The sequence below is a fragment of the Acinetobacter sp. YH12218 genome, from assembly GCF_013417925.1.
GTDB lineage: Bacteria > Pseudomonadota > Gammaproteobacteria > Pseudomonadales > Moraxellaceae > Acinetobacter > Acinetobacter amyesii.
In genome coordinates, this window is sequence record NZ_VPDB01000081.1 from 1 (window position 1) to 11,754 (window position 11,754).

Genomic DNA, 11,754 nt, shown 5'->3' on the forward strand with positions numbered 1-11,754 from the left:
GTTGTATGAGGGATAAGGGCAAATTGTAGGTTTTATCTCAGGTTCAAATTTAAGATTTTAGCAGCATTCCAAACTCTACAATTTGCGTATAGTGGTAGCTAATCACTATATCAATCAAGATACAAGCAGCATTTGGCAGCTGTTTTGTGAAAGATTGCTTTTATTGTGCAATGAAATTGCTAAAATAAATCTTATTGTGAAATTTAGTGCCTTTATTGATGGATCAGATAGATAAACGCATTTTGCAAGCATTACAGCAAAATGGAAAACTACAAAATAATGAATTGGCCCAACTTGTTGGTTTATCACCTTCGCCGTGTTTGAGACGGGTTAAGCAACTAGAAGATGAAGGCTATATTGAAAAATATGTCGCCTTACTGAACCAGTCAAAATTGAATTTAAGTTTAACTGTGTTTGCTCGGATTTGGCTAAAAGGTCAAGATGCAAAAACCGTGAATGATTTTGTTGCAGCGATTCAAACGATGCCTGAAGTGGTTGAATGTCAACTCATGGCAGGGGATTGTGACTTTTTCTTACGTATCGTCGTGGCAGATTTAGAAGCCTATCGAAAGTTTCAGATTCATCATTTAACGCAGATCGCCAGTGTGCAAAATGTAAAAACAGAGATACCGTTACAGGCTGTTAAACAAACTACAGCACTTCCTTTGGATTGATGTTCGAGTCTTAAATTAAGTTATTGAGCCTGATCATATTTATAACTTTGTTTAAAACTTCATCTATAGAAAGTAGAATGCTTATTATTTTTTATCAAATGGTTAAAAAATGTCGTTCACAGAATTTTAAAATATAAGCATAAACATGGATTTAGTTGTAAAAGTTAAAGCTGTATATGAAGTAATGAATGCTGAAGCATCTTTTATGAAAAAGTCGTGTGCAAGCGTAAAACTATCGTGCTAAACTAGGAGAAATCGGGTGTGCTCCCGATTTTTTTATGCGGATTTGTTCCGCGCTGACAAGAATTTAGGTTTACAACATGCCCATTTCAGAGACATGGTTATTACCTGATGGTGTAGCTGATGTACTGCCAGAACAGGCGCAAGTGATTGAATCTTTGCGTCGTGAAGCATTAGATTTCCTCGCATCTCGAGGTTATCAGTTGGTGTACACGCCATTCATTGAATACATCGAATCTCTATCTTCTCTTTCAGAATCGAATCAAGATTTAGACTTAGCCACTTTTAAAGTGATCGATCAACTTTCAGGTCGTTTGCTTGGTGTGCGTGCCGATATGACACCACAAGTGGCTCGTATTGATGCGCATGTACATCCTGTCGAAGGTGTAGCTCGTTATTGCTACGCTGGTACAGTACTACATACTAAGCCACAGGGTTTTAATACCACACGTGCACCTTTACAGTTAGGTGCAGAATTATTTGGTTCAGACAGCATTGATGCTGACGTTGAACTGATTGATGTCATGATCAACTTGCTTGCTAAAGCAGGTCATGCAGATGGTATCCATCTTGATTTAGGGCATGTCGGTTTATTCCGCAGCATGGTGAAACAAGCTGGCTTGAGTAAAGCGGTTGAACGTCAGTTATCTGACTTGTATCAACGTAAAGCGCTACCTGAACTTGCTGAATTCACACAAAGCATTCCAAATGGTGCTGACTTCTATACATTAGGTCGTTTTGCAAGTGACTTAGATGCATTGCAAGCCAATTTAACGGCTGATGTATTGGCAAATGAAGCATTTAAACTGGCTTTTGATGCAGTGAAATTGACTCAAGCGGCAATCCAAGCCCGTTGGCCAGACTTACACATTGGTATAGATGTGGTTGAACTTCGTTCATATCACTATCACACTGGTTTAATGTATGCCGTATATGCACCAAACCGTGCTGCGCCATTGGCTCAAGGTGGCCGTTATGACGGTATTGGTGAACACTTCGGCCGTGCGCGTCCAGCAACAGGTTTCTCTTGTGACTTATATGCATTAACTGCTGGTCAAGTTCAGAAAAATCAAGTTTTGGTTGCTCCAAAAGGCATCGAAGCAGATTTATTAAAGGCAATTGAAGCAGCACGTACCGAAGGGTTCAGTGTGGTTCAATTGTTAGGTAATGATGATTTAAGCTCGGCTCCGTATGCAACGCACCAACTGGTGAATGCAAATGGCGAGTGGACAATCAAACAAATTTAATCGCGGATGTGCCTGCGGGCACGCACGTTTTTTCCAATTTTAACAGCATGATGCAATGAGGCTATTATGGGCAAGAATGTTGTGGTACTTGGTACCCAATGGGGCGACGAAGGTAAAGGTAAGATCGTCGACCTGCTCACAGATCAAGCGGCTGCGGTAGTTCGCTATCAAGGCGGACACAACGCAGGTCATACACTTGTGGTTGGTGGTAAGAAAACTGTATTACACCTCATTCCATCTGGTATTTTACGTGACAACGTATTGTGCTTAATTGGTAATGGTGTTGTTTTATCACCTGAAGCTTTAATCCACGAAATGGAAGTTTTAGAAAAAGAAGGCGTGCCCGTACGTGAACGTCTACGTATTTCTCCAAACTGTCCATTGATCCTTCCACACCATATCGCACTTGACCAAGCACGTGAGAAAAAACGTGGCAATGCGAAAATTGGTACAACAGGTCGTGGTATCGGTCCTGCATACGAAGACAAAGTGGCTCGTCGTGCAATCCGTGTTGCTGACTTGGTTCGTGGTGGTGCTCATCTTAAAGCTCAACTAGAAGAGCTTCTTGAATACCATAACTTCCAATTGACTCAATTCTTCGGTGTTGAAGCCGTTAAAGTTGAAGATGTGATCGCTCTATGTGACGAATGGCGTAGAGTCATCGAACCTATGGTGATGGACGTTACTGGCGAACTTCATGCTTACCGTAAAGCAGGTAAGAAAATCATGTTTGAAGGTGCGCAAGGTTCACTTCTTGACGTTGACCACGGTACATATCCGTACGTTACTTCTTCAAATACGACTGCTGGTGGCGTAAGCTCAGGTTCAGGTCTTGGTCCATTACACCTTGACTATGTATTGGGTATTACTAAAGCGTACACAACTCGTGTAGGTGCTGGTCCGTTCCCAACTGAACTTGTTTATGATGCTGCGAACGATGTTGGTGATGCGATCGGTAAACACTTGGGTACAGTAGGTTCTGAGTTTGGTGCGTCTACTGGCCGTCAACGTCGTTGTGGTTGGTTCGATGCTGAAATTCTACGTCGTTCAGTAGAAGTAAACTCACTTTCTGGTATTTGCTTAACTAAACTAGACGTTCTAGATGGTTTAGAAGAAGTGAAAATCTGTGTAGGTTACGAAGCAGCTGATTCTGGTTGTGTAGGTTCTTCTGATGCGCTTGCATTTGAAACTTTAAAACCGATCTACGAAACTATGCCAGGTTGGTCTGAGTCTACTTTCGGTGCGAAATCACTAGATCAATTGCCACAAAATGCAATTAACTATGTGAAACGTTTAGAGCAATTGATTGAATGTCCAATCGACATCATTTCAACAGGTCCAGACCGTGATGAAACAATCGTATTACGTCATCCATTCGACGCATAATGTGCTGTTGAATTAAGATGTCAAAAGCCTCGCGAAAGCGGGGCTTTTTTTATAGGGCGAAGAATAAAAATTCAAAAACCGACAGGTATTATTAACTGATAAACGCAGTAACATCCGAAGTGCCATTTGATTCAAATAAAAGAATGATACGCGGTAAGGTCATCCGCAAGTGTTTGAGACAGGACAACTTTTAATTAAAAATGTTATTGCAATACTGTGAATAATTTGACACTAGTGAACGAGTTTTGTCGGTGAGGTGCATTGCACCGCAAGATTGTTTCCTTGCGAAGCACGCTTCTCATTTTGCCTAATGAGAAACATTGTTTCATGTGTGTACCTCCAGCCGAAGGTTAATCCTTGTATTTAAGCCCTAGATGTAAGACTCCGTCGAATATACTTAAAAGTATTTAAAAAATGTGAAATTATTTTTACGGGGTAACATCAGATATTAAATTTAAATAATGGAAAAATAAAGATTTTGAAAAAAATAAGCATAAAAATATTGAGTCAGTCAATTTTTTGTATATATTTGACACTCTTTATAAATAACTAGAGATCATGATGAATTATAAAAAATCTTTGGCATGCTTTGCCGTAGCAGCTTCTTTATCAGGTTGTACCACGATTGCTGATCTTGCAGGTGCCGATTCTGCATCATTGAACTTACAGGCAACTCAGTCTTATAACGCAATGCTGAAAGACGCACAGACCAAACAAGTGCTCGATACCAAGTCTGCGACTTATCAAAAAGTAAACCGTGTTTTCTGGAAAATGAAACCATTTGCAGATCAAATGAACCAGACAGGGCAGGCATTTGATTGGAAAGTGGCCGTTATTAAATCTAAAGAAATTAACGCCTATGTCGCACCCGGTGGCAAAGTTGTTTTCTATACAGGAATCGTCGAAACACTCAAACTCACGGATGATGAAGTCGCGGCAATCATGGGCCACGAAATGGTGCATGCCTTAGAGGAACATGCAAAAAATAAAATTGGTGCTTCTGCACTGACTAATCTTGCAGTGAGTATAGGTTCACAATACGTAGGTAATGCAGCAGGTGGCTATGGTGCAACCTTGCTTGACTTGGGGAGTCAGTTCGGTGTGGGCTTACCGTATTCACGTAATTTGGAAAGTCGCGCGGATAAAGGTGGCCTAGTGATGATGGCAAAAGCTGGATACAACCCAGAAGCAGCGATCTCATTGTGGAAAAAAATGAATGCAAATGACAACAGTGGCAACGACGCACTGAGCAAATTTATGTCTACACACCCAAGCAATAATGACCGTATTGCTGCTATGCAAAAAATGATGCCGGAAGCGCAGCAATATTATAAAAATGCGACACCTTCGAGTGTACGTCGTTAATATCTGCGGTTTTCAAGACTAAAGTTGCATTTTAGTACGCTACACACTTTGTGTTGAGTTGCTAAAATGCAATTTGAATTAGGAAGAGAAGTGCAGGATGCAAAAGAATATTTCGACGACCATTTTTTATTCTTTATTATTTGCGATGGGGGGAGCACCCACTATTGCTATGATGATCATTCGTGCCCAAACTCAAGATCCACAATTAATTTATCAAGCCCTGATTGGGTTGTCGGTGATTATTGCCTGTATTCTTGTGCCCATAGTTTTGATACAAAATGCTGTCTTATTTTTTAAGCGAAAAAATGTGCAGTTAGAAGAAAAAATTAAGCCATTAATGCATGTGTATTTGGGCTTGAATGTGGTTTGTTTAATCTATTGGTTGGTTCTTCAATTTTCGGCTTAAAAAAATTACATAAATACTATTATAAGTCGCTACAACTTCGTTTTAAGCTCCAAACCATAAGAATATAATATCCATAAATTCACTTATATTTTAATGGTCTGGAGTAGCCTTAATGAAAAAAATAATTTTAACGAGCCTGTGTATGGCCGGTGTAATGACGATTTCGGGCTGTGCGACAGTGGCAGATATGGCAGGAGCGGATACTGCTACATTGAACGCGCAAGCAACACAAAGTTATAACAAAATGGTGGCGGATGCGCGTTCTAAAAATCAGTTAGATACTTCATCAAGTACGTATAAACGAATTAATTCAGTATTCCTCAAACTTCGCCCATTTGCAGACCAAATGAACCAAACGGGTCAAGCGTTCCAATGGCAATTGGCAGTCATGAAATCAGACCAAGTCAATGCCTTTGTCGCTCCAGGCGGTAAAGTTGTATTTTATACAGGTATCGTCAATAAACTGAATTTAACCGATGCAGAAATTGCAGCAGTTATGGGACATGAAATGGTCCATGCTCTTGAAGAGCATGCAAAAAGTAAATTGGGAGCGCAAGCCTTAACTGATCTTGCATTGAATATTGGTTTAAGTGCGGCAGGTAATAATGTCGGTCAATTGGGTACTGCGGCCGCGCAGTTGGGTAGTCAAATTGGTATAGGTCTGCCTTATTCACGTTCTTTGGAAAGCCGTGCAGACCAAGGTGGCTTAATGTTAATGGCACGTGCAGGTTATAACCCACAAGCGGCGATTACGCTTTGGGAAAAAATGAATAAGCTTGAAGGTGCGGGAGGTTCATCATTCCTGTCTACGCATCCATCAAACTCACAACGTATTGAAGCGATGCGTAAAAATCTACCTGCAGCGCAGCAGATTTATAACCAACGTCGTTAATTCATAAGAATTAATTATCCGTTTTAAAAAAGCAGGCCGTGGCCTGCTTTTTTGTATTTAATAGTTTGAAAAGTTCTTATATGGCATACCTATATCAGGCGCAATAAAAAAGGCAAAGTAAAAACTTTGCCTTTTTGCACTAGAGATCAGAAGATCTTAGTGGTGGTGACCGCCTGCACCGTGTACGTGACCGTGTTCAAGTTCTTCAGCAGAAGCCTCACGGATTTCAACGATTTCAACTTCGAAAGTTAAATCTTGACCAGCAAGTGGAAAGTTCGCATCAACAACAACGTTGTCGCCTTCAACCGCTTTAACTGTCACGATTTGAACGCCATCATCAGTTTGAGCTTGGAATTGCATACCTGGTTGGATGTTGTCCACGCCTTGGAACATTTGAGCAGGAACTTCTTGAACGAGATCAGGATTGTATTCACCATAACCTTCAGCAGCAGGTACAGTTACAGTGAATTTTTCACCAACTGTTTTGCCTAAAAGAGCTTTTTCAAGACCTGGAATGATGTTACCAGCGCCGTGCAAATATGCTAGTGGCTCACCTTGAGATTGGTCGAGAGTTTCACCCTCTGCATTAGTCAATGTGTAGTGGAAAGAAACCACAGAGTTATTTGCAATAGCAGTCATGTTATTGATCCATTCAATTTTTTAAGGGTTACATCATAAAGTGAAATTGCACTTTTGTAGACTAAATTTATCAAAAAAATGCAATTTTTAAATGTTTATGATGATTTTTTCATTAATCGGGGCAAATCTGTAAATTTCAATGCAATTTAATTTTAGGCGCGATTTTTCGTGTAACAAAATCTTTAGCCGTTAATAGTCCTGCATGTGCGTAGCCGTAAATTGTGGCTTGATGCATTCGATACAATGAAACATACATTGATTTGGCAACAAAGCCTTGAACATTGACCTGACCTAAAAGTTCACCAACCGCTTTATGCTTACTTAATGAGACTAGAGAGCCTTTGTCTGAAAAAACGAACATAGGGAGTTGTTGACCACGGATACGTGCTTTTAAGCAATCCACAAGAAATGACGCTTGTTGGCTGGCCACTTGAGCGCGTGGGCCGAGGACAGGCTCATCTGCGCGCGGTTGACAATGTGCACAATCACCAAACGCGAAAATGTCAGGGTGTGCTTTGGTTTGTAGTGTTGCATATACACTCAAACGCCCCATACGGTCTTTTTCAAAGCCTTCAAGCTTCGAAATTACTTCTGGTGTTTTAATACCTGCAGCCCATACTTTCAGTTCAGCTTTAATTTTACTGCCATCATTAAAATAAACTTGTTCAGCATCGACTTTTTCCACACGTTTAGAGGTTAAGACTTCAATTTTCATGCGTTTTAATTGCTGCTGTGCATGCTCGGCCATTTTTTCAGGGAGTGCAGGCAGAATCCGATCAGCACCTTCAATTAAATTGATCTGTACGCTTTGCGGATGAATTTTATTTAAACCATATTTATAAAAATTATGTTTGGCTTCGACCAATTCTGCGGAGAGTTCAACGCCAGTTGCACCTGCGCCAATAATGGCAATTTTCAACTCACGTGCTGTATTGCTATTTTGCGCATCCAAATATAACTGTAAGAGATCTTGTTGGAAGATTTCAGCTTGTTGTAGGCTGTCCAAATAGTGGCAATGTTCATACACGCCCGGCGTGTTGAAATCGTTAGAAACTGAGCCTAAAGCAAGAACAAGGGTGTCATAACTCAGTTGCAGTTATTCTTGAGTAGATTCATATTTTCCTTGTTGGACTTTGCTGAGCTGAATGGTTTTTTCAGTAGGATGAACATTTTCAAACTTAGCCAACACAAATTCATAATGATGCTTCGCAGCATGCGCATAGTAGTTAATTTCTTCTTCACTAACCGACATCGTCCCTGCGGCAATTTCATGTAAAAGGGGTTTCCAGACATGCGTGAGTTTCATATCTACGAGGGTAATGCGTGCTTTCTTTTTTTTCCCGAGTAAATCACCGAGTTGAGTGACCAGTTCTAAACCACCGGCACCACCACCGACAATGACAATATGGTGTAACTTGGAGTCATCAGCGTTATTCATTGAATTACCTATTTTATTATTGTTGAAAAAAAGAAGATGGCACGAGTATGCCATCTTCTTTTTTGCACGAATAACGAATTGTCTTACAAGTTACATAATCACATCATTGACCTAGAGGGTAGGTTTTAACTTCTGCTGCATCCGTATTAAAGATGCTAAAAAGACCTTTAATCCACATCATGAAACGCTCAAAAATATTGGCTTCTTCAATTTGCACGTCATCTTCAATATCAAAGGTATTGATCAGCTGATTATTTTGATAAACCGTAACGGTGGCTAATTTCATCACTTCAGCCAATGGCGCAGTGAGTTCTTTTTCATTTACTTCAACACTCAGTTTAGTCTGTGTTTCATGAAGTGGTTCAATGGCTTGAATTTGACCATTGCCAGTATTTAAAAGAATACGTTGCTGTGTAGGGTCAAAAGCTTTTAAATCGATGGCATAAGCTTGATCATAAAGTGAAGTTGTAATTAGTTTGGGTTGTTGAGTTTCCACCTTAAACATTTTCAAGGTTGATTTAACCACAGGTAATTCTGCAATTAATTGCTTATCTTTGATTGCAACTTCATTACGTGTATAGGTATAAGCCAAGTTCATGAGGTTGTGTGCTACTTCTGCACGTTTTAATCCACTTTTTGCCCCTAATACTACAACAATCAAACGACGTTCTGGTGCGTCAGGATTCGCGATCAAACGGTTGGCTGTTAAAGCTAAGTTATAACCTGCAGCTTTAGTAAAACCTGTTTTTAAGCCATCAACGGTGGGATCTTGTTTTAATAAGATATTGGTTGCACGGTGGAAGCGTTGGTTATAACTAAAACTTTGTTGTTTTGAATAATACAAATAGTCAGGTGTGTCAGTCACCAGTGCTTGCCCTAAACGTGCAAGGTCAGCCGCCGATGAATAATGTTCTGGCATGGTAATACCGGCTGGATTTTGAAAATTGGTGTCATTCATGCCCAAAGCTTTAGCTTCTTTGTTCATGCGTTCAATAAATTTTGGAATATCACCAGAAATGCGTTCAGCTAAAGTCACTGCGGCATCATTGGCTGACATGACCACAAGACCTGCTAAAAGCTGATCAACTGAAATTTGTTCACCTGCTTTGAGATACATTTGTGATTCATCCCATTGAACCACTTGTACGACTGGGGTTGCGGTCAGGATTTCATTTTTCTTTAAATGACCTGCTTTAATTTCCTTTAAAGCAATATAAGCCACCATCATTTTGGTAAGTGAAGCAGGGGCACGCTGAACATGGCTATTATGTTCTGCAATCACCTGACCCGACTGAGGGTCTAAAATGGTCCAAGCTTCAGCTTCAACGGTTTCAGGGACAATATTTAAAAGGGCAGCATTTGCTATCGTGGAGCATAGAAAACTAAGCAGCGCGATGAGGTAAATCATGTGTTTCAATGAGGTTCCTTAACCAACCATTCCGTTGGTGGTAAAACGAAAAAATTTTTAGGCATGCTATGCCTTTTTTTTTCTGCTGACTAGTCATTATTGTAGACAATTGCGACAGTTCCGCATTCAGTTGTAAAAAATGTTAATCTAATTGATAAGTTATCTTTTATTTATTTTATATCGCCCATTATGTTGCATTATCAAATCGAATTTGACGATTATCGTCAGCATCTAGTCCATGTCACTGCACGTTTCTTGGCAAATCCTACACAGGTGCTTTCGTTGCCTACTTGGATTCCCGGAAGTTACTTAATCCGTGAATTTTCGAAGCATATCGAAGCCGTTCGAGCATATGATGAAGATGGGCGTTTGTTACAAATTGAGAAATTTGAAAAAAATAAATGGCGTTTATTCAATACAGATCATGAGTTGATCACGGTTGAATATGATGTATATGCCTTCGATTTATCGGTCCGTGGTGCTTATGTCGATCAAAGCCGTTTATATGTCAATCCAGCTTGCGCATGTTTAGGTTTAGTTGACCAAGAAGATACAGCCATTGAGGTTGAAGTTTTCTTGCCACCCGAGTTAAAGCATTTCCAACTTGCGACTGGATTAAAGTCAAAAAGTTTAGTGAAAGGTCGTTATACCTTATATGCAGATAACTATGCTCAGTTAATTGATGCACCGTTTGAACTGGCGGAACAAACCCGTTTTAGTTTTGAAGCCAACGGCATTCCGCATGAGTTTGTGGTGTCGGGCAAACATGCTATGAACGCGCAGCGTATGCAGCAAGACATTGAAAAAATTTGTTCGACTGAAATTTCAATGTTTGGTTCGGCGCCATTTAAAGACTATACCTTTATGACCATGGCAACGGCCAATAGCTATGGTGGTTTAGAGCATCCAAACAGTACGAGTTTAATTAGCCCGCGTGATGATTTACCAAAAGCCAATGAACCTGTAGAACCATCGGCAGATTATCAACGTTTCTTAGGGTTATGCAGCCATGAATATTTCCACTCATGGTTGGTAAAATTTATCCGTCCAGAAAGATTTGTGAATTATGACCTCAACAAAGAAGGCTATACCTCTTTGCTTTGGATTTTTGAAGGTTTCACATCGTATTATGATGATTTGATTTTGCTGCGTAGTGGTGTGATTAATCAGGATTCTTATATCAAGCTTTTAAAAGCACAAATTGATCGCTATTTGCAAAATCCGGGTCGTGAGATTCAAACTGTGGCTGAATCAAGCTTTGATGCATGGGTGAAATTCTACCGTCAGGATGAAAACTCAAATAACGCAGGTACCAGTTACTACAACAAAGGCTGCCTCGTGGCGCTGTGTTTAGATCTTGGTTTACGCCTACGTGGTTCAAGTCTTGATGCCCTAATGCGTAAGTTATATGCAAATGCGCAAAATGGCATTCAAGTCAATGAACGGACAATTTTCAATTTATGTAATGAATTAACAGGTTATGATTGGTTAGAACAAATCAATCACTTGATTAATACTACAGATGAATTGCCGCTAGATCAGTTGTTCCCAGAGTTTGGCTTAAGCTATACGCTAAAAAATGACAAATCCTTGCCATTTGGTTTAAAACTGGCGGATAAGCCTGAAGGTGTGTTGGTTCAGTCTGCTCGTCGTGATGGTGCAGCGGCAAAAGCTGGCTTGTCTGCAAATGATGTGATTATTGCAATTGATGGTTTAAAAGCGACGGTTAAATTGGCAGAAAAATATGCCAAGCAAGACGGAACTTATACCGTACTAGCATTCCGCCACGATGAACTGATGAGCTTTGAAGTGAAAGCGGCAGGTTCAGAATTGACGGAAGTTCAACTTAAAGTTGAAGATCAGGCTAAAGCTGAGAAGTGGTTGAAGGCCTAATTTAAGCTAAAAATTGAATGACTGGAAAAAGGATGCTGAGGCCACTGCTGTCCCACAATTTTTCACAAGAGGAAGCTCATTTGAGCTTCCTCTTGTTTTATGGGTATTTTATCGGGTGAAAATAAAGCTTTTAAAGTTCTTCTTTCAAACAAATTCACTTGAATTA

General features: G+C 40.1%; 9 protein-coding genes and 1 pseudogene. 7 read left to right on the top strand and 3 right to left on the bottom strand.

Annotated features, from left to right (window positions below; all coding sequences use genetic code 11):
- The first annotated feature begins 218 nt into the window (after positions 1–218).
- The 6 genes from FTV03_RS15475 (at position 219) to FTV03_RS15500 (ending at position 6,210) form a co-directional block, all read left to right on the top strand.
- The gene (locus FTV03_RS15475) at positions 219–674 is read left to right on the top strand and encodes an Lrp/AsnC family transcriptional regulator (protein ID WP_078189073.1); all 456 of its coding nucleotides are present in this window, start codon (positions 219–221) and stop codon (positions 672–674) included.
- Between the two features lie 320 nt (positions 675–994).
- Positions 995–2,161, top strand: coding sequence for an ATP phosphoribosyltransferase regulatory subunit (locus FTV03_RS15480; RefSeq protein WP_180042080.1), 1,167 nt, complete (start codon positions 995–997; stop codon positions 2,159–2,161).
- A 66-nt stretch (positions 2,162–2,227) separates the two neighbouring features.
- Positions 2,228–3,547: an adenylosuccinate synthase gene (locus tag FTV03_RS15485; RefSeq protein WP_180042082.1), complete on the top strand. Its 1,320-nt coding sequence runs from the start codon at positions 2,228–2,230 to the stop codon at positions 3,545–3,547.
- A gap of 561 nt (positions 3,548–4,108) precedes the next feature.
- Positions 4,109–4,912 (top strand): M48 family metallopeptidase, encoded by an 804-nt coding sequence (locus FTV03_RS15490; RefSeq protein ID WP_078194387.1) that lies wholly within the window; start codon positions 4,109–4,111, stop codon positions 4,910–4,912.
- 97 nt (positions 4,913–5,009) lie between these two features.
- On the top strand, positions 5,010–5,318 hold the full coding sequence (locus tag FTV03_RS15495; protein ID WP_078194385.1) for a hypothetical protein: 309 nt from the start codon (positions 5,010–5,012) through the stop codon (positions 5,316–5,318).
- Positions 5,319–5,430: 112 nt separating this feature from the next.
- Complete coding sequence (locus tag FTV03_RS15500) at positions 5,431–6,210, top strand: M48 family metallopeptidase (protein WP_111885895.1); 780 nt, start codon at positions 5,431–5,433, stop codon at positions 6,208–6,210.
- A 156-nt stretch (positions 6,211–6,366) separates the two neighbouring features.
- Here FTV03_RS15500 and FTV03_RS15505 read toward each other — a convergent pair whose 3' ends face one another.
- The 3 genes and pseudogenes from FTV03_RS15505 to FTV03_RS15515 all read right to left on the bottom strand — a co-directional run bounded on the left by FTV03_RS15505 (position 6,367) and on the right by FTV03_RS15515 (position 9,704).
- Complete coding sequence (locus tag FTV03_RS15505; RefSeq protein ID WP_078194383.1) at positions 6,367–6,849, bottom strand: peptidylprolyl isomerase; 483 nt, start codon at positions 6,847–6,849, stop codon at positions 6,367–6,369.
- Positions 6,850–6,985: 136 nt separating this feature from the next.
- Positions 6,986–8,287, bottom strand: a pseudogene (locus FTV03_RS15510) (NAD(P)/FAD-dependent oxidoreductase).
- 103 nt (positions 8,288–8,390) lie between these two features.
- Complete coding sequence (locus tag FTV03_RS15515; RefSeq protein WP_306669395.1) at positions 8,391–9,704, bottom strand: D-alanyl-D-alanine carboxypeptidase PBP6B; 1,314 nt, start codon at positions 9,702–9,704, stop codon at positions 8,391–8,393.
- A gap of 180 nt (positions 9,705–9,884) precedes the next feature.
- Between FTV03_RS15515 and FTV03_RS15520 the strand changes: the two genes are divergently transcribed.
- Positions 9,885–11,588: a M61 family metallopeptidase gene (locus FTV03_RS15520; RefSeq protein ID WP_180042084.1), complete on the top strand. Its 1,704-nt coding sequence runs from the start codon at positions 9,885–9,887 to the stop codon at positions 11,586–11,588.
- The last annotated feature ends 166 nt before the right edge of the window (positions 11,589–11,754 follow it).

Excerpts from the sequence above, each read along its gene's own strand:
- FTV03_RS15475 (WP_078189073.1), top strand. The coding sequence starts at position 219 with ATGGATCAGATAGATAAACGCATTTTGCAAGCATTACAGCAAAATGGA.
- FTV03_RS15480 (WP_180042080.1), top strand. The coding sequence starts at position 995 with ATGCCCATTTCAGAGACATGGTTATTACCTGATGGTGTAGCTGATGTA.
- FTV03_RS15485 (WP_180042082.1), top strand. The coding sequence starts at position 2,228 with ATGGGCAAGAATGTTGTGGTACTTGGTACCCAATGGGGCGACGAAGGT.
- FTV03_RS15490 (WP_078194387.1), top strand. The coding sequence starts at position 4,109 with ATGAATTATAAAAAATCTTTGGCATGCTTTGCCGTAGCAGCTTCTTTA.
- FTV03_RS15495 (WP_078194385.1), top strand. The coding sequence starts at position 5,010 with ATGCAAAAGAATATTTCGACGACCATTTTTTATTCTTTATTATTTGCG.
- FTV03_RS15500 (WP_111885895.1), top strand. The coding sequence starts at position 5,431 with ATGAAAAAAATAATTTTAACGAGCCTGTGTATGGCCGGTGTAATGACG.
- FTV03_RS15505 (WP_078194383.1), bottom strand. The coding sequence starts at position 6,849 with ATGACTGCTATTGCAAATAACTCTGTGGTTTCTTTCCACTACACATTG.
- FTV03_RS15520 (WP_180042084.1), top strand. The coding sequence starts at position 9,885 with ATGTTGCATTATCAAATCGAATTTGACGATTATCGTCAGCATCTAGTC.